Origin of the sequence: Qipengyuania sp. RANM35, assembly GCF_041021145.2 — a bacterium.
In the GTDB taxonomy this organism is placed as follows: Bacteria; Pseudomonadota; Alphaproteobacteria; order Sphingomonadales; family Sphingomonadaceae; genus Qipengyuania; species Qipengyuania soli.
Genome location: NZ_CM196433.1, coordinates 433733 through 451365 on the forward strand (window position 1 = coordinate 433733; position 17633 = coordinate 451365).

At 65.4% G+C, this 17633-nt stretch carries 15 protein-coding genes and 1 tRNA gene; 15 read left to right on the forward strand and 1 reads right to left on the reverse strand.

Annotated features, from left to right (window positions below; genetic code table 11):
* The 15 genes from mraY to RAM60_RS02190 all read left to right on the forward strand — a co-directional run bounded on the left by mraY (position 1) and on the right by RAM60_RS02190 (position 16810).
* On the forward strand, positions 1-1071 hold the full coding sequence (gene mraY, locus RAM60_RS02120) for a phospho-N-acetylmuramoyl-pentapeptide-transferase (RefSeq protein WP_369025773.1): 1071 nt from the start codon (positions 1-3) through the stop codon (positions 1069-1071).
* A complete protein-coding gene (gene murD, locus RAM60_RS02125) occupies positions 1068-2363 on the forward strand; it encodes a UDP-N-acetylmuramoyl-L-alanine--D-glutamate ligase (protein WP_369025772.1) in 1296 nt (431 codons plus the stop codon). The genes mraY and murD overlap by 4 nt, the downstream gene beginning before the upstream one ends.
* Complete coding sequence (locus tag RAM60_RS02130) at positions 2360-3625, forward strand: FtsW/RodA/SpoVE family cell cycle protein (protein ID WP_510640080.1); 1266 nt, start codon at positions 2360-2362, stop codon at positions 3623-3625. The genes murD and RAM60_RS02130 overlap by 4 nt, the downstream gene beginning before the upstream one ends.
* Positions 3622-4818, forward strand: coding sequence for an undecaprenyldiphospho-muramoylpentapeptide beta-N-acetylglucosaminyltransferase (gene murG, locus RAM60_RS02135; protein ID WP_369025771.1), 1197 nt, complete (start codon positions 3622-3624; stop codon positions 4816-4818). Before RAM60_RS02130 ends, murG begins: the two co-directional genes overlap by 4 nt.
* Complete coding sequence (gene murC / locus RAM60_RS02140) at positions 4815-6239, forward strand: UDP-N-acetylmuramate--L-alanine ligase (RefSeq protein WP_369025770.1); 1425 nt, start codon at positions 4815-4817, stop codon at positions 6237-6239. The genes murG and murC overlap by 4 nt, the downstream gene beginning before the upstream one ends.
* A 41-nt stretch (positions 6240-6280) precedes the next feature.
* Entirely contained in the window at positions 6281-7207 is a 927-nt protein-coding gene (gene murB, locus RAM60_RS02145; RefSeq protein ID WP_369026157.1) for a UDP-N-acetylmuramate dehydrogenase, read from the forward strand.
* A 12-nt stretch (positions 7208-7219) separates the two neighbouring features.
* Positions 7220-8197, forward strand: coding sequence for a D-alanine--D-alanine ligase (locus tag RAM60_RS02150; RefSeq protein ID WP_200982734.1), 978 nt, complete (start codon positions 7220-7222; stop codon positions 8195-8197).
* Positions 8190-9098: a cell division protein FtsQ/DivIB gene (locus tag RAM60_RS02155; RefSeq protein ID WP_369025769.1), complete on the forward strand. Its 909-nt coding sequence runs from the start codon at positions 8190-8192 to the stop codon at positions 9096-9098. Before RAM60_RS02150 ends, RAM60_RS02155 begins: the two co-directional genes overlap by 8 nt.
* Positions 9098-10387 (forward strand): cell division protein FtsA, encoded by a 1290-nt coding sequence (gene ftsA / locus RAM60_RS02160; RefSeq protein WP_200982738.1) that lies wholly within the window; start codon positions 9098-9100, stop codon positions 10385-10387. The genes RAM60_RS02155 and ftsA overlap by 1 nt, the downstream gene beginning before the upstream one ends.
* 134 nt (positions 10388-10521) lie before the next feature.
* Positions 10522-12210 (forward strand): cell division protein FtsZ, encoded by a 1689-nt coding sequence (ftsZ, locus tag RAM60_RS02165; RefSeq protein ID WP_369025768.1) that lies wholly within the window; start codon positions 10522-10524, stop codon positions 12208-12210.
* A 60-nt stretch (positions 12211-12270) separates the two neighbouring features.
* Complete coding sequence (locus tag RAM60_RS02170) at positions 12271-14037, forward strand: tetratricopeptide repeat protein (RefSeq protein ID WP_369025767.1); 1767 nt, start codon at positions 12271-12273, stop codon at positions 14035-14037.
* Between the two features lie 135 nt (positions 14038-14172).
* On the forward strand, positions 14173-14676 hold the full coding sequence (locus tag RAM60_RS02175; protein WP_369025766.1) for a type III secretion system chaperone family protein: 504 nt from the start codon (positions 14173-14175) through the stop codon (positions 14674-14676).
* A gap of 137 nt (positions 14677-14813) precedes the next feature.
* Positions 14814-15554, forward strand: coding sequence for a Bax inhibitor-1/YccA family protein (locus RAM60_RS02180; protein ID WP_369025765.1), 741 nt, complete (start codon positions 14814-14816; stop codon positions 15552-15554).
* Between the two features lie 172 nt (positions 15555-15726).
* Entirely contained in the window at positions 15727-16629 is a 903-nt protein-coding gene (locus RAM60_RS02185; RefSeq protein WP_510640085.1) for a hypothetical protein, read from the forward strand.
* 105 nt (positions 16630-16734) lie between these two features.
* Positions 16735-16810 (forward strand) — tRNA-Ala (locus tag RAM60_RS02190).
* Between the two features lie 17 nt (positions 16811-16827).
* Here the strand turns inward: RAM60_RS02190 and RAM60_RS02195 are convergent.
* Positions 16828-17622, reverse strand: coding sequence for a DUF1499 domain-containing protein (locus tag RAM60_RS02195; RefSeq protein ID WP_369025762.1), 795 nt, complete (start codon positions 17620-17622; stop codon positions 16828-16830).
* Positions 17623-17633 lie beyond the last annotated feature (11 nt).

A 17633-nucleotide genomic window follows, 5' to 3' on the forward strand; every position in this document is an offset into this window, starting at 1 on the left:
TTGCTTTACCTCCTCGCCGAATGGTTGAATTTCGAAGGGATCTTCAACCTCGTGCGCTATCAGACATTCCGCGCCGGGGCGACGCTGATGACGGCGCTGATCATCGGCCTGCTTATCGGACCGCGCTTCATCGACATGCTGCGTGTGCGCCAGGGCAAAGGCCAGCCGATCCGTGAAGATGGACCGCAGACCCACCTCGCCAAGCGCGGCACGCCGACCATGGGCGGCCTGATGATCCTCATCAGCCTGACCGTTTCGGTCCTCATCTGGATGGACCTCAGGAACCCTTTCATCTGGGCCTGCCTTGCGGTGACGCTGGGCTTCGGGATCATCGGCTTCCTCGACGATTACGACAAGGTCACCAAGGCCAGTCACAAGGGCGTGTCGGCGCGCATCCGCCTGCTGCTGGAATTCACCGTGGCGGGTATTGCCAGCTACATCACGGTCAGCCAGATCAATACCTTCCTCTACGTGCCCTTCGTCAACGACTTCGGGATCGAACTGGGCTTCCTCTATTTCGCTTTCGCCGCCGTGGTCATCGTCGGTGCGGGCAATGCGGTGAACCTGACCGACGGGCTTGATGGCCTTGCGACGATGCCGGTGATCATCGCGGCGGGTACTTTCGCAATCATCGCCTACCTCGTCGGTCGCGTGGACTATTCGGGCTATCTCGGCATTCCCTATGTCGAGGGCGCGGGCGAACTGGCGATATTCTGCGCCGCAATCATGGGTGCGGGCCTTGCCTTCCTGTGGTTCAATGCCCCTCCGGCGGCGGTGTTCATGGGTGACACCGGCTCCCTCGCGCTTGGCGGCGCTCTCGGTGCCATCGCCGTGGCGACGCACCACGAAGTCGTCCTCGCCATCGTCGGCGGGCTGTTCGTGTTCGAGGCGCTTTCGGTCATCATCCAGGTGTTCTGGTTCAAGCGTACCGGCAAGCGCGTTTTCCGGATGGCGCCGATACACCACCATTTCGAACAGCTCGGCTGGTCGGAAAGCAAGGTCGTGATCCGGTTCTGGATCGTGGCCATCATCCTCGCACTCATGGGGCTGGCGACGCTCAAGCTACGATGATCACCTCGTCCGCCTGGTCTGGAAAGAAATACGCCGTCCTCGGGCTGGCGCGCTCCGGCCGGGCGACGGTCGAGGCGTTGCTGGCGAGCGGGGCTCAAGTGCTCGCTTGGGACAGCCGCGAGGAAGCGCGCGCCGAGTTCGCCGGGCGGGTCGAGCTGGCCGATCCGGTCGAGGCAGACCTGACGGACTTCGCCGGCGTGGTGGTCAGCCCTGGTGTCCCGCTCAACACCCACCCGATCAAGCCGCATGCCGACAAGTTCGGCGTGCCGGTCATCGGTGACATCGAGCTCTTCGCGCAGGCGCGCGGCGGACTGCTGAAGCACAAGGTCGTCGGCATCACCGGCACCAATGGCAAGTCCACGACCACTGCGCTGGTCCACCACATCCTCAAGACCGCGGGCGTGCCATCCACCATGGGCGGCAATATCGGCCTGCCCATCCTCGAGCAGGACCCGCTGCCCAAGGGCGGGGTCTACGTGCTGGAACTGTCGAGCTACCAGATCGACCTGACATATTCGCTCGACTGCGATGTAGCGGTGTTGCTCAACGTGACGCCCGACCATCTCGATCGCTACGAAAGCTTCGAGGCTTATCGTGCCTCCAAGCTGCGCCTCTTCGCGATGCAATCCGCTGGCCACACGGGCGTTGACGCCAGCTGTGACCCGGCGATCCGCGAAGCATTGGAGGGTGTCGACGGGCCGGGCGAGATGACCACGCTCAACCCCGACGCAAAGGACAGCGATTTTCTCGACCTCGCCGCTGCGCCTTCGCTGCAGGGACCGCACAATGCCCAGAACGCCTATGCCGCCTGGGCAGTGGCTTTCGACCTCGGACTGGACCGCCCCACCGTCAACGCGGCACTGGCGAGCTATCGTGGACTACCGCACCGTATGGAGCGGGTTCGCGAGCTGCGCGGCGTTGCCTACGTCAACGACAGCAAGGGCACCAACACTGCCGCTTCCGCCCCCGCGCTGGCCGCGTTCGAGAACATCCACTGGATCCTCGGCGGGCTGGCCAAGGAGCCGGGTCTGGGCGAGTGCGAGGCCGAACTGCCCCATGTGAAAGCCGCCTACACCATCGGCAAGGCGGGTGAGGATTTCGCCCGCTTGCTGGAAGGGCGGGTGTCAATCGAGCGCTCGGTCACGCTCGAACAGGCGGTGTCCGATGCAGCGAAGGCCGCGGTGTCCGGCGACACCGTCCTGCTTTCGCCAGCTTGCGCCAGCTTCGACCAGTATCGCGACTTCGAACAGCGCGGGGACCACTTCCGCGAGCTGGTGGAGGCACTCAAGTGAACACCGTCCAGCCCTACGTCCCCGGCAAGCGCCAGCCCGCCCACACCCCCAAGGGCAAGATCTCGCGCTGGACCGAGCTCAAGATATGGTGGCGCGAGATCGACCGCGTCCTGCTGCTACTCGTGCTGCTGCTGATGAGCCTGGGTACCATCGCCGTCGCTGCGGCCAGCCCGGCCAGCGCCGCACGCCTCTCGACCGCGAGCGAGAAGCTCGATCCGCTCTATTTTTTCTACCGCCACATCGCCTGGCAGGTGCTCGGCTTCGGCACCATGATCGGCGTGTCCATGCTCAGTCGCGAGAATGCGCGACGGCTTGGCATCCTGATTTCCGGCGCGATGCTGGGCCTGCTGTTCCTCGTCCCGGTCATCGGGCCGGAGATCAACGGCGCCCGGCGCTGGATCAACGTGGGCATGCAGTTCCAGCCGTCAGAGTTCCTCAAACCGGCCTTCGCGATCGCGCTGGCATGGATCCTCTCGTGGCGCATCCGCGATCCCAACCTGCCGGTCCAGGGCATCGCGACCGGCCTGATGGGCCTCATCGCCGCACTGCTGATGATGCAGCCGAACTTCGGTGACACGCTGCTGTTTGCAGGCGTGTGGTTTGTCCTCATCATCCTGTCGGGCATCGACGTGAAGCGGCTCGGCGGGGTCATCGGCGGGGGCATCGTCGGCCTCACCGCAACGTACTTCCTCTACGACAATGCCCGCCACCGTATCGACAGCTTCCTTGGTGGCGGCACCGCATTCGACCAGGTCGATCTTGCCAGCCGCACGCTGCTTGCGGGTGGCTGGACCGGCGCGGGCTATGGCCTCGGCATCCGCAAGATGAGCCTGCCCGAAGCGCACACCGACTATATCTTCAGCGTCATCGGCGAGGAGTTCGGCCTTCTCGCCTGTGCAGTGATCGTGCTGCTCTACCTCGCCATCGTCACCCGCGTGCTCATGCGGCTGGTGGACGAGGAGGATCTTTTCGCCCTGCTGGCGGGCGCGGGCCTTACCGCGCTGCTCGGCGGACAGGCCTTCATCAACATGCTGGTCAACCTGCAGCTGTTCCCGTCCAAGGGCATGACCCTGCCGCTGGTCAGCTATGGCGGTTCATCGACCATCGCCGTGTGCCTTGGCGTCGGCCTGCTGATCGCGGTGACGCGGCGCAATCCCTTCCTGAAAAGCCGGACCCGCGGGCTTGGCGATCTGCTCGGATTAGGGCAGGGCGGCCCGATGAACGAGACCACTTCGCGGCCCAAGCGCGAGATCCATCCATGACCGGTGCGACGCGACATTATGTCCTTGCGGCGGGCGGCACCGGCGGGCACCTGCTGCCTGCCTTTGCGCTTGCGACCGAGCTTGACCGGCGTGGCCACCACGTCGCCCTGATTACCGACGCGCGCGGCGCCGAAATTCCCGGCAAGCCCGACTTCATGCCCGCGCATGTCCTGCCCGCAGGCCGGTTCGGCAAGAACCCCCTGAACTGGTTCAAGGGCGTCTCCGCGGTGATGGAAGGGCGCCGCATGGCGCTGCGCCTGTTCGACAGTTTCGAGCCAAGCGCGGTGGTCGGTTTCGGCGGCTATCCCTCGCTGCCTTCGATCCTCGCCTCGACTTCGGCCGGCATCCCGACGCTGGTTCACGAACAGAACGCCGTGCTGGGCCGGGTGAACCGCCTGCTGGCGAGCCGCGTCGATGCCATCGCTACCGCCTATCCCGAGGTCGAGCGGCTGGCGCCCAAGTTCCTCGAGAAAACCCACCTCGTCGGCAATCCTGTGCGCGCGGGCGTCCTCAGCCTGCGCGACGAGCCCTATCCCGCCTATGGCGAGGACGGTCTGCTGCGCGTCCTCGTGACCGGCGGCAGCCAGGGTGCGCGCGTCCTGTCGGAAGTCGTGCCCGACGGCCTTGCGATGCTCCCGCCAGCAGTTCGCCAGCGCCTGCAGGTAACCCAGCAGTGCCGCGCCGAAGACCTCGACAAGGTTCGCGAGCGCTATCGCACCCATGGCATCCCTGCCGAACTTGGCACCTATTTCGAGGACATGGCCGCACGGCTGGCCGACGCGCACCTTTTCATCGGCCGCGCAGGCGCATCGACCATTGCCGAACTTACGGCGGTCGGCCGGCCCGCGATCCTCGTGCCGCTGCCCATCGCGACCGACGATCACCAGGCCGCCAATGCCCGCGAACTGGCGAAGGCCGGCGGGGCTCGGATGATCCGGCAGGACAGGTTCAACGGCAAGGAACTCGCCAAGCAGATCATGGCGCTGGCCGACAATCCCAAGGGTCTGGCTGCTGCAGCGCACGCGGCGTGGAACTGCGGTCGCCCCAAGGCGGTCGAGGATCTGGCCGATCTCGTCGAGAGCTTCGGCGGGGCAGAGATGATGGATGTCATCCGCGTCGGCGGAAACAACGCTCGCGGCGCGTCGCAGGGCGTGCCGGCAGGTCAGGGTGCAGCGCGGGAGATGGCCAAGTGAGAGGCGTTCCGACAGATATCGGCGTCGTGCATTTCGTCGGCATCGGCGGCATCGGCATGTCGGGCATTGCCGAGGTGATGAACAACCTCGGCTATACCGTGCAGGGCTCCGACATGAAGGAAAGCGCCACGGTCGAGCGACTGCGCAAGCAGGGCATTGCCGTGAAGATCGGGCACGAGAAGGAAAACGTCGAAGGCGCCGCTGTCGTCGTCACCTCCACTGCCGTGAAGCGCACCAATCCCGAAGTGGCCCACGCGCTCGAGAACCGCATTCCCGTGGTGCGTCGCGCGGAAATGCTGGCCGAACTGATGCGCCTCAAGTCGACCATCGCCGTCGCGGGGACGCACGGCAAGACGACGACGACCAGCATGATCGCCGCGCTGCTTGATGCGGGCAATGTCGATCCGACGGTCATCAATGGCGGGATCATCGAGCAGTATGGCTCGAACGCCCGCCTCGGCGACAGCGACTGGATGGTGGTCGAGGCCGACGAGAGCGACGGCAGCTTCCTGCGCCTCGACGGGACGATTGCGGTCGTCACCAACATCGATCCCGAACATCTCGACCATTACGGCGATTTCGAGGGCGTCAAGGACGCCTTCGTCGAGTTCATCCACAATGTCCCCTTCTACGGCGCGGCGGTGCTGTGCATCGACCATCCCGAAGTGCAGGCGGTGATCGGCAAGGTCCGCGACCGCCGCGTGGTGACCTACGGCTTCTCGCTCCAGGCCGACATCTGCGGCGTCAACGTCCAGCCCGATGCAGGCGGCAACAAGTTCGACGTGATTGTCCGCCAACGGGGCGAGGAGGATCGCCGGATCGAGGGCGTCCGCCTCCCCATGCCGGGCCGTCACAACGTCCAGAACGCGCTCGCCGCGATTGCCGTGGCGATCGAGATGGGCTGTGCGGACGAAGTCATCGTCAACGGCTTTTCCAGCTTCGGCGGCGTGCGTCGCCGCTTCACCCGCGTGGGCGAGGTCAAGACGCGGACCGGCTCCGCAACGATCATCGACGATTATGGTCACCACCCGGTGGAGATCAAAGCCGTGCTCGCCGCCGCGCGTGAGAGCGCAGGCGCTGGCCGCGTGATCGCCGTGGTCCAGCCGCACCGCTACACCCGACTGCGCGACCTGATGGATGACTTCCAGTCATGCTTCAACGATGCCGACAAGGTCTTCGTTACCCCGGTCTATGCCGCGGGCGAGGAGGCCATCGAAGGCGTCGATGCAGAGGCGCTGGCGGCCGGTCTCAAGTCGCGCGGGCATCGCTCGGCCGCGACCGTTGCCAACGAGGACGAGCTGGCCAAGGCCCTCGCGGAAGATATCGCGGCGGGTGACCTCATCGTCTGCCTCGGCGCGGGCGACATCACACGCTGGGCCGCCGAACTCGCCGGGCGTATCGAGCGGGAGCGGTCGGCGTGACAATGGAGCAGCCCGACGACGTCTGGAACTGGGACAATGGCATGGCGCCCGACTGCGAAGTCGATGGCGCTGTGGCGGCGCCCATCTCGACCGTCGGGATCCGCGGCAAGCTGACCCATGATGCGCCACTGGCGAAGCTCGTCTGGTTCAAGAGCGGCGGCAATGCCGACTGGCTGTTCGAGCCTGCCGACCTAGAGGACCTCGTGCTGTTCCTCGAACGGCTCGACGGTTCGCTGCCGGTCATGGCGCTCGGCCTCGGATCGAACCTGATCGTGCGCGACGGCGGGGTTCCGGGCGTGGTCATCAAGCTCGGCAAGGCCTTCGCCAGCATCGAGGTTCTGGAGGACAATGTCCTCGCCTGCGGTGCGGGCGCGCATGGCATTCTCGTCGCCTCGACCGCGCGCGACGCGGGCATTGCGGGCATGGAATTCATGCGCGGCATTCCCGGCACAGTCGGCGGCTTCGTCCGCATGAACGGGGGCGCCTATGGGCGCGAGGTCAGCGATGTGCTGGTCGATTGCGACGTCATCCTGCCCGACGGATCGCTGGTGACGTTGCCCGCCGTCGACCTGCAATACACCTATCGCCACTCGGTCCTGCCCGAAGGTGCCGTGGTCGTCGCCGCCCGCTTCAAGGGCGTGCCGGGCGATCCAGCGGTGATCGGCGCGGAGATGGACCGCATCGCCGAAGCGCGCGAGGCAAGCCAGCCGCTGCGCACCAAGACCGGCGGATCGACCTTCAAGAACCCGCCGGGCAAGAAGGCGTGGGAGCTTGTCGATGCAGCCGGGTGTCGCGGCCTACAGATGGGCGGCGCGCAGGTAAGCGAGAAGCACACCAACTTCCTGATCAACATGGGGCACGCGACCAGCGCCGATATCGAAGGGCTGGGCGAGGAAGTGAAACGCCGAGTCTACGCCAATTCCGGCGTCGAGCTGGAGTGGGAAATTCAACGTGTGGGGCGACCGTAGGAAGCAAGTGAAATGACCGATCTCCCCAAACTCCACATCGCCGTCCTCATGGGCGGCTGGGCGAACGAGCGGCCTGTCAGCCTGATGTCGGGCGAGGGCGTTGCCAAGGCGCTGGAAGAGCGCGGCCATAGCGTGACGCGGATCGACATGGACCGGCAGGTCGCGGCGCGGATTGCCGAGGTCGCTCCCGACGTCGTTTTCAACGCGCTCCACGGCGTTCCGGGCGAAGACGGCACGGTGCAGGGAATGCTCGACCTGATGGGCGTGCCCTACACGCATTCGGGACTCGTCACCTCGGTCATCGCGATCGACAAACAGCTGACCAAGCAGGCGCTGGTGCCCGCAGGCATTCCCATGCCTGGCGGCCGCATCGTTAAGAGTGCAGACTTGCACGACCGCGACCCGATGCCGCGACCTTATGTGCTGAAGCCGGTCAACGAGGGCAGTTCGGTCGGCGTCGCCATCGTCACCGACGAAGGCAATTACGGCAACCCGATCGCGCGCGATGCCAAGGGCCCGTGGCAGGAGTTCAGGGAGCTGCTGGCCGAGCCCTATATCAAGGGTCGCGAGATGACGTCTGCCGTCGTGGATTTCCCCGAGGGCCCCCGCGCGCTGGCCGTCACCGAACTGAAGCCCAAGAGCGGCTTCTACGATTTCGACGCCAAGTACACCGACGGCATGACCGACCACGTCTGCCCCGCCGACCTGCCCGACAATATCCGCGACCTGTGCCTCGAATATGCGCTCAAGGCGCACAAGGTGCTGGGCTGCAAGGGTACCAGCCGGACCGATTTCCGCTGGGACGAGGAGCAGGGCGAGGACGGGCTCTTCGTGCTCGAAACCAATACCCAACCGGGCATGACCGCGCTCAGCCTGGTCCCCGAACAGGCGCGCTATGCGGGCTACGAATATGGCGAGCTGTGCGAGATGATCGTCGCTGCCGCGCTGCGCGATCACGCCGCGAAATCGGGCGGGGGCGGCGATGGCTAAGGTCAGTCGCAAGCCGCAGGGTGTCCGTCGCTCTGCCGCGGCCCGCAGCCGCAACCAGAAGGTGCGCGCTGCGCGCAAGCACACCGGCGGCCTGCTCGACCGGACCATGGCGGCGCTGCCTTTCACCGACGAGCAGTGGCACAAGTTTTTCCTGACCATGATTGTCCTGGCAGGCGTGGGGGTTGTCGCTACAATCGCGAACTACGCCGGTGTGCCCGACATCGCTCGCGAGGAGCTGGCCAAGTCCGCCTCGCGCGCCGGGTTCGAGGTCAGCAAGGTCCGGGTTTCCGGCGTCGACCGAATGAACGAGGAACTCGTCTACGAACGCGTGCTGGCGGAACAGGATCGGCCCATGCCGCTGGTCGAACTGGGCGAGGTGCGCCAGCGCCTTCTCGCGCTGCCATGGGTCGCCGACGCGCGCGTCTCGCGCCAGCTTCCCGACACGTTGAAGGTCGATATCGTCGAGCGAATTCCACATGCCGTCCTGCGCAAGCCGGGGCGGCTGGTCCTCATCGATCCGGAAGGCAATGAACTCGAACCGATTAGCGCTGCTGCCGCCAAGGGCAAGCTGCTGATCGGAGGGCCGGGCGCGCAGAAGCAGGTAGTCGAACTCGGCAAGCTGCTCGATGCCGCTCCAGCCTTGAAACCCCAGATCGCCGAGGCCGAATGGGTCGGCAACCGCCGCTGGAACCTGACCTTCAAGACCGGCCAGCTGCTGGCCTTGCCGGAAGGCGAATTGGGAGCGCCCGCGCTGGTCAAGTTTGCCCGACTTGACGGCATGCACCGCCTGATCGGCGGCAAGCCCATCGCCATCGACATGCGCGTGCCCGACCGCGCCTACCTGCGCTGCAAGGATGGCCCGTGCCCGCACGGCCTTGCGGCCAACGGAAGTGCCAACTGATGGCCGCACCCACCACACCCCGCATCACCAGCGTCTATGCGGCAGTGAACATCGGTTCGTTCCGTATTTCGGCCATGATTATGGGTCGGGCGGAGAACGGCGAGATGATCGTGCTGGGTTCGAGCCACCGTGCCAGCGACGGCATCAAGCGCGGCTACGTCACCGATATGCGCGCCGCCAGCCATGCCATCCGCACCGCGGTCGAAAAGGCGGAGGCAAACGCCAACACCTCGGTCTCCAGCGTGTGGATCGGATGTGCAGGTGCCGGGCTTTCGAGCAAGATTTCGAGCGTCGAGATCGCGATTGGCGGACGGCGGATCGAGGAAGACGATATCGAGCACCTGCTCTATGCCGCGCGCGACCATATCGCGCCCGACGGCCGCATGGTGCTGCATGCCCAGCCGGCGCACTACACGCTCGACGGGGCGCATGGGGTCGCCAATCCCAAGGGACTTCATGCCGAGGCGCTGGGCGTCGATGTCCACGTCACCCTCGCCGAGGGTGCGCCGGTACGTAACCTGATAGAGGCGGTGCAGAGCGCGCATCTCGATGTCGAGGGTGTCGTCGCCAGCCCCCTCGCCGCTGCCTATGCCTGCCTGTCGGCGGAAGAGCGCGACCTTGGCGTCGCGCTGGTCGAAATCGGGGCGCAGGTCACCAATGTCTCGGTCCACGCGGCGGGCATGTTGCTGGGCCTGCGTTCCATTCCCGTTGGCTCGAACGACATCACCGACGCCATCGCGTCCTCGCTCGGCATTCGCCGCAGCCAGGCGGAGCGACTGAAATGCGTTTCCGGCTCTGCCATCGCCACACCCACCGACCACCGAGAGATGGTTGCCGTCAACGCGCCCGGTGAAGAACCGGGAGGGCGCCTTGCGCGCGGGGCAGACGAACAGAACCGCATCCCGCGTGCCGAACTTGTTTCGATCGTCACCGACCGCCTTGGTGTGATGAGCGCGGAGATCGGCAAGGCGCTGAAGACGCTCGGCTTCGGCGGGGCGCAGGGCGGACAGGTCGTGCTGACCGGCGGAGGAGCGGAACTCCACGGCATTGCCGAATTCATGCAGGGTGCGCTCGGCCAGCCGGTCCGCATCGGGAAGCCGCCGGCACTGCAGGGACTGCCTGAAGCCCATGCCACCCCCGGTTTCGCGACGCTGGCAGGTCTGTGCCTCTATGCGGCCGACGACCCTGTCGACATCCGCTCCGTGGGCTCGAGTTACCAGCCGACACGCCGTTATTCGGGCCTTGGTCTGGTGAACCGTGTCGTACAGGCGGTGCGTGACTATTTTTGACGCTTGTTTGCACGGGCTAACCGGTCATTAGCCCTTGTGGATAAGGATGTTTCTATGTGCCTCTCGCGATTCGCTTTGCGCTAGATGTGTGACATAGTGATCCGAACGAATTTCGACTTCCCGGGGGATACCCAATGAGCATCAATATCGGTCCGGCTTCCAGCGACGACCTGCGTCCCAAGATCATGGTCATCGGCGTGGGCGGTGCAGGCGGCAACGCCATCGCCAACATGATGGAGGCCGGCATCGAAGGCGTGGACTTCATCGTCAGCAACACCGATGCGCAGGCGCTCAGCACTTCGCCTGCCGCCAAGCGCATCCAGCTCGGCCCCGACATCACTGGTGGCCTGGGTGCCGGCGCCCGCCCCGAAGTGGGCAAGGCTGCGGCGGAAGAAACCGTCGATGAGATCGAGGACGCGCTCGATGGCTGCAACATGGTCTTCATCGCAGCCGGCATGGGCGGGGGCACCGGCACCGGCGCTGCCCCGGTCATCGCCGAAGCCGCGCGCAAGAAGGGCGTCCTGACCGTCGGCGTCGTGACCAAGCCATTCCTGTTCGAAGGCACGCGCCGCATGCGCGCTGCCGAAGCGGGCATCGAGGAGCTGCAGAAACACGTCGATACGCTGATCGTCATTCCCAACCAGAACCTGTTCCTGGTCGCAAAGGCGGAAACCACCTTCAAGGAAGCCTTCATGCTCGCCGACGAGGTGCTGCAGCAGGGTGTCCGTTCGATCACCGACCTCATGGTCATGCCGGGCCTCATCAACCTCGACTTCGCCGACGTCCGTTCGGTGATGAGCGAGATGGGCAAGGCGATGATGGGCACGGGCGAGGGCGAGGGCGACAACCGCGCGCTCGACGCCGCCGAACGCGCCATCGCCAACCCGCTGCTCGACGGCGTGTCGATGGCCGGTGCCAAGGGCGTCATCATCTCGATCATCGGCGGCGAGGACATGAAGCTCCTCGAAGTCGACGAAGCCGCCAACCACATCCGCGAGCTGGTGGACGAGGACGCGAACATCATCTGGGGTTCGGCCTTCAATCCCGACCTCGAAGGCAAGATCCGCGTCTCGGTCGTCGCCACGGGTATCGACGGAAGCGGTTCGGTAATGAATTCGGCGCCGCGCAGCTTCTCGATGAGCGAGAGCCGCGCGCCCAAGCGCCCTGTGCTCGACCTGCCGAGCGACGATATGGTCGAGGAAGAGCCGTTCGAACTCAATGAAGGCCTTTCGGCCGAGCCCGAGGTCGATGAAGACAGCGCATACGGCCTCGCAAACGAAGCGGGAGCGGCTGACGATTCCGTTCTCTCGGACGATCTCGGTTATTCGGAAGAGGATGACGAAGATTTCGACGACGTCGACGAAATCGTCGACCCCCTCGCTGGACTGCGCAACGAGGAAACCGACGAATACGACGGTGGCCACGGCGCCGTTCCGCCTCCGGCAGATGCCGGCAACTACGGTGCGGGCGACGGCTGGAACGAAGACGAGGGCGACGGATCGATGCTCGACCTGTCGGAGACCATGGAAGAAGGGGGGCAGGATGAACTCCAGCTCGGCTCGGACCAGTATGCCGACGGCGAAAGCCCGCTCGCCAGCAAGCCGATGCGCAAGCGCCCCATCCTGGGTGGCGGCGGCGACTATGGTTCGGGCGGCGGCGACGAAGGCGCTTCTGGTGGCAGCACGCTGTTCGAGCGCATGGCCAACCTTTCGCGCGGGGCCAACAAGCCCGCCGATGACGAGGATGACGACGAGGACGACGATGAAGGCGGCAGCGGTTCGCTCAACATTCCCCGTTTCCTCGGGCGCCAGAACAACCAGTAACTCGTAACCCGGTGGCCCGCGTCAGCGCAGGTTAAAGCGCGCGCGGGCAGGGACAGGATCATGCGACGAAATATCCGATTTGCGGGCGCCGCAGCGTTCCTTGCCATCGGCCTGGGGCACGGGCCGGCTTTTGCCCAGCGTGAGATTGTCCAGCCGCTCCCGCCGGAAGGTTCGGCCAAGCTCAACGACGCGCTGACGCGGCTTGCCCGCAATTCGCAGGACGTGTCGGCCCTGGTCGACGCCGGCGAGGCGGCCATGACATTGGGCGATATCGACGCGGCGATCGGCTTCTTCGGCCGCGCCAAGGAGCTCTCGCCGTCGGACAGCCGCGTGATGCTGGGCCTCGCATCGGCCTATTCGCGCTCGCGCCGTCCCGTGGAAGCGCTTCGGCTCTTTGCCGAGGCGGAGAAGGCGGGCGTGGCGCCGGAGCGCATGGCCGAAGATCGTGCGCTGGCTTTCGACCTTGTCGGAGACAGCCGGAGCGCGCAGGCACTTTACCGCCTTTCGCTGTCGAAAAGGCCGGACGCGGAGACAAGCCGTCGCCTCGCGTTGAGCTATGCCATTTCCGGCGACCGCAAGCAGTTCGAGGCGACGCTTCTCCCGCTCCTCAAGGAACAGGACCTTGCATCCTTCCGTACCCGGGCTTTCGGACTTGCGATCCTCGGTGACACGAAGGAGGCGGTGAAGATCGCCAATGCCATGTTGCCGCCTGCCATGGCGCGCAAGATGGAGCCCTATCTCGAATTCATGCCGCGCCTAACCGAGGCACAGCAGGCCGCCGCAGGCACGCTTGGCATCTTCCCGCGCGCCTCGACGATCGGCACCGACGATGCGAAGATCGCTGCATATGCGGGCGCGCCCGCCGAACTGCCCCCGGTGGCGGCTCCTCCGTCCCCCGCACCGACCCCGAGCGCGCCGCCGGTTCGCGTGGCGCAGGCGGATTCCGCGCCGAAGCCTGCCGCATCCGATCCGCGCAACCGCGATCAGCGTCGCCGCCCTGACCGCACCGGCAGCACGCAGTGGCGCGATCCGTTCGCACCCGCTGCACAACAGCCGGCTGCCAAGCCGACGCAGCCGTCCGCGCAGCCGGTAAAGCAGGCACCGCCGCCGCCTCCTCCGCCGCCAACTCCGGCTGTGTCCACCGCGCCCGTGCCGTCGGTCGGTGTCGAACTGCCCCCGCGCGAACTCCCGCCGCGCGAGGAGCCGCCGGTCGTGATCGCGCAACAGGGACAGCCGATCGATTTGCTGACCAAGGAGGAGCGCGAAGCCGCATCGCAGACCCCTGCGTATTCTCCTCCTCCGCCGCCGGCGCCAGCTCCCCCGCCGCCGAGCGCGCCGCCGGTTACGATCATTGCCCAGCCGGTGCCTGCGCCGGTCCAGCAGTCCGCTCCGGAACCCGAGCCCGAGCCGACCATCGAGGAAGCCTTCGCGGCATTCACGCTCGAACCGGCCCCGCAGGCCGCGCGTGCCCCGGGTGCCGTCGACATCACCCGGATCGAGATCAAGCGCGAGAAGCCCGCACCGCCTCCGCCTCCGCCGCCTCCCCCTCCACCGCCAATTCCTTCGCGCAACTGGGTGCAGGTGGCGACTGGCAAGGACCTCAAGGCACTCGCCTTCGACTGGCGCCGGATCGCCAAGAAGGCCGAGGGAAAACTCGATGGGAAGGGGCCCTTCACAACCAAGTGGGTGGAGGCTAACCGGCTGCTCGCAGGGCCGTTCCGCAATGCCACCGAAGCCCGCAACTTCATGAACGATCTCAAGAAGATGGGCATCGACAGCTTTACCTTCACCAGTGCCGAGGGCGAGAAGGTCGACCCTCTGAAATAGGGTTCGTGCGATTGGTTTGTGCACAGGCTTTGCACAGCCGAAATCGGTTCTCCCCAGCGCCGCACGTATCACGGATTGCCAAATCACCCCCCCGTTCTGCATCCCCATTCGCATGACGCGCACGGAAAAGGGTCGATGAGAGCAGTCGGCGAAAACTACGAAGCCGAAGAGGACGCGGCGCCTCTCGAAATGCTCGTGGCGCTCTTCGAAGCGCGCGGCTGGCCGTGCGAAAGCGTCCATGGGGAAATGAGCGGGGAAATCCAGGGAAGCTGGACCACCTACCAGGTCAAGGGCATCTGGCGCCCGGACGACATGGTGCTGCAGATTCTCTGCCTGCCTGAAATCCGCGTCCCCGATGCCAAGCGCAAGCAGGCGCAGGAGCTGGTGACCCGCGTCAACGAGCAGATGTGGCTCGGCCATTTCGACATCTGGTCGAACGGCGGCGTCGTGCTCTATCGCAACGGCACGATGCTGGGCGACGACGGTCTCCTCAGCCTCAGCCAGGCGCAGGCGCTGGTTGAGATCGCGGTCGACGAATGCGACCGCTTCTACCCCGCCTTCCAGTTCGTCCTGTGGGGCGACAAGACGCCGGTCGAGGCACTCGATGCCGCCATGGTCGACGCGGCAGGCGAAGCCTGATCTTGCTGAACTTTTCCGGTTAGCGCCGGTTAACCCGTTTCGGTCCGGTTTCGCTTGAAAATCGGGTCATTCCACCCGATATTCCATCCCTGAGGAGCGGAGGCTCGTACCCTCTCCGCAACGAGGAGTTTGGAATAATGGCCAATTGGAACGACACCGACCAGAGGCAGGGCTTCGGCACCGTGCCGCGCGCTGGCGACGCCGTTGCCAGGCAGGACACTTTCGACGCGGGCCTGCGCAAGCACATGCTGTCGATCTACAACTATATGGCGTCGGGCGTGCTGCTGACCGGCATCGTCGCGCTGCTGACCGCGCGTAGCGGCCTTGCGATGACCTTCGCGAGCGGTCCGCTGATGTGGATCGTCGCGCTTTCGCCGCTCGCCTTTGTTTTCGCCATGAGCTTCGGCGTGAACAAGTTCAGCAAGGCGACGCTCAACCTCATGTTCTGGGCTTTCGCCACGGTGATGGGCCTGTCGCTCTCGACGATCTTCCTCGTCTACACTGGTGAAAGCATTGCTGCGACGTTCTTCGCAACGGCGGGCGCCTTCGCTGGTCTCAGCCTGTTCGGCTACACCACCAAGAAGGACCTGTCGGGCTTCGGCACCTTCCTCACCATGGGCGTGATCGGTCTGTTCATCGCAATGCTGATCAACCTGTGGCTGCAGTCCAGCACGCTGGCGCTGGCAGTCAGCTTCATCGGCGTGCTGATCTTCGCGGGCCTCACCGCTTGGGACACGCAGCGCCTGAAGCAGGAATACCAGTACCTGCGCGGTACCGAGTTCGCGGGCAAGGCCATCATCATGGGTGCGCTCAGCCTGTACCTCGACTTCATCAATATGTTCCTGTTCCTCCTGCGCTTCATGGGCAGCCGCGACTGATCGCGCTCCATTCGTCGCAGGCGTGAATCGCCTCATCGTGCCCGGGGTGTTATCCGCACCCCGGGCATTTTCTTTACCCTCTTCGCAGTCTAGTCCGGTAGTGCTTCATCCCCCGTCAATGGACGACGGAGCAGGATGGATAAGGGTCAAGTATCAGGAGGGTCCGCGCGCCATGAGCCGCGTTTCAACGCAATCCGTCCGCCTTGCGGCTACTGCCGCCGGGCTTGCTGCCATCGCCGCGTGTACGCCGCCTGCTCCGCCGCCACCTCCGCCTCCGCCGCCGCCTCCGCCTGCGGTCGTCATTCCGCCGAGGCCGTTGCCGCCGGGCGGCGCAACTGCAAGCATGACCATCCCCCTCATGGGTGCCAACGGCATTCGCCAGACGGTCAATGCAAATCTCACGCCCTCGCAGACGACATGGAACCTGCGTTCAGCCTTGAACGTGGCGGCGCTCAACTGCCTGAAGCCGCAGTATGCGGGCATCCTCCCAGCCTATAAGGGTTTCCTGGAGACCCATGCGCGCAAGCTGTCCGCCACCAATCGGGCACTGCAGAGCGAATTCCGCCAGAAGTACGGGCCGACCTATCGCGACGTGCAGGATGCCTACATGACGCAGGTCTACAACTACTTCGCCCTGCCGCCTGCGCTTGATGATTTCTGCGCCGCGTCGCTGGCCGTGGCGACGGAGCTGCCGAAGACCTCGAAGGAGGATATCGACCTCTACGCTTCGACCGCGCTTCCGCGGATCGAGAGTGTGTTCGAGAACTTCTTCCGCGCTTACGAGCAGTATCGCGTGAATCTGACCGCATGGAACGCGCAGTACGGTCCGCCGACGGTGACTACGACGGTGCAGGGTTATACCAACCCGCTTGATCCCAATACGCCGGTCGCGCCGGGCACATCGCCCGTGGGCACCATGCCGGCAACGCAGCCGGTCGTCGTCGCGGGCCAGAACCAGGCGCCCGTCGACCTGCCGCCAGCCACCGCCGCCAGCGGGAGCCTGCCGACCAGCGGCCCGATCTTCCGCTCGGGCGAGATTGTCCAGAAGACCGACGACGCGTCCAAGCCCAAGTAAGGGCAGGGCAGGACGGCGGAATTACCCCCTTTGCAGGCGCTTGACCCGTTGCTAACGGTCGCGCCTGCTTTTGCCTTGCCATCCGGCGGCAATCAGACCTGGAACGGGGCCGTAGCTCAGATGGGAGAGCGCGTCGTTCGCAATGACGAGGTCAGGGGTTCGATCCCCCTCGGCTCCACCAGGATCCCCGGCTCCAGCCTATTTCGCCAGACGCGCCTCGATCGCCTCTGCGAGCTTGCGCACGCGCGCCGCGTTGTAGCCGAGGTCGGATACGCCGACGCGGCTGACCGAACGCAGGTCGATCCGGCCCTCGGTGACGCGGGCGACGACGTCGTCCTTGAAGCCGAAGGCAAAAGTTTCCGCCGTACCTTCGACCGTCCCGGCCGCATCGTCGCGGCGAACGTCGGCGAGGCCGATATCCTCCATCGCCCCGGCAACTGCGGCCATGGCCTCGGCATCGCTGCCTTCGTAGGGCACGGGGACGAGATCGCCGTAGCTGTCGGCGATGATGTCGGCATGGCTTTTCGCCGCAATAGGCTGCCCCTTCACCCGGTCGGCCCACAGGGCGATCTGGCCGATAGGCGTGGTGTAGTCGTCGACCGGGTTGGCACCGAACTTCTCGCGCATGGCCATGGTTTCGGGCGAGAACTGCGGCGGGTTGGCCGTGTCGGTGGCCACGTCGTGGATCGGCGGCACGCTATCGCCCTGCGCGCGGACCGACATCAGGCCTGCGAACAGGGTGACGGGGATCGCAAGCGCTGCGGCGGCCTTCCACCATTCGCTACGCGGACCTTTGACGAATGCCATGACAAGCGCGATGATTGCGACCAGTCCGACGATACCCATGAGGATCGGGCCGATGGTTACGACCATCGTGAGGAAGCCGATTTTCCAGTCGATCAGGCCGAACTTCGGTCCGAACACCGCGACGAGGAACCAGAGGACCAGCGCAACCGCCAGCCAGAGTGAAATCCTGGGCAGCTTTGCAATCATCCCCGTTCCCC

Coding starts and splice junctions, on each gene's coding strand:
- RAM60_RS02185 (WP_510640085.1), top strand. CDS start 15,727: ATGAGCCGCGTTTCAACGCAATCCGTCCGCCTTGCGGCTACTGCCGCC.
- RAM60_RS02180 (WP_369025765.1), top strand. CDS start 14,814: ATGGCCAATTGGAACGACACCGACCAGAGGCAGGGCTTCGGCACCGTG.
- murB (WP_369026157.1), top strand. CDS start 6,281: ATGGCGCCCGACTGCGAAGTCGATGGCGCTGTGGCGGCGCCCATCTCG.
- RAM60_RS02175 (WP_369025766.1), top strand. CDS start 14,173: ATGAGAGCAGTCGGCGAAAACTACGAAGCCGAAGAGGACGCGGCGCCT.
- murD (WP_369025772.1), top strand. CDS start 1,068: ATGATCACCTCGTCCGCCTGGTCTGGAAAGAAATACGCCGTCCTCGGG.
- RAM60_RS02195 (WP_369025762.1), bottom strand. CDS start 17,622: ATGATTGCAAAGCTGCCCAGGATTTCACTCTGGCTGGCGGTTGCGCTG.
- RAM60_RS02155 (WP_369025769.1), top strand. CDS start 8,190: ATGGCTAAGGTCAGTCGCAAGCCGCAGGGTGTCCGTCGCTCTGCCGCG.
- murG (WP_369025771.1), top strand. CDS start 3,622: ATGACCGGTGCGACGCGACATTATGTCCTTGCGGCGGGCGGCACCGGC.
- RAM60_RS02170 (WP_369025767.1), top strand. CDS start 12,271: ATGCGACGAAATATCCGATTTGCGGGCGCCGCAGCGTTCCTTGCCATC.
- ftsA (WP_200982738.1), top strand. CDS start 9,098: ATGGCCGCACCCACCACACCCCGCATCACCAGCGTCTATGCGGCAGTG.
- RAM60_RS02150 (WP_200982734.1), top strand. CDS start 7,220: ATGACCGATCTCCCCAAACTCCACATCGCCGTCCTCATGGGCGGCTGG.
- ftsZ (WP_369025768.1), top strand. CDS start 10,522: ATGAGCATCAATATCGGTCCGGCTTCCAGCGACGACCTGCGTCCCAAG.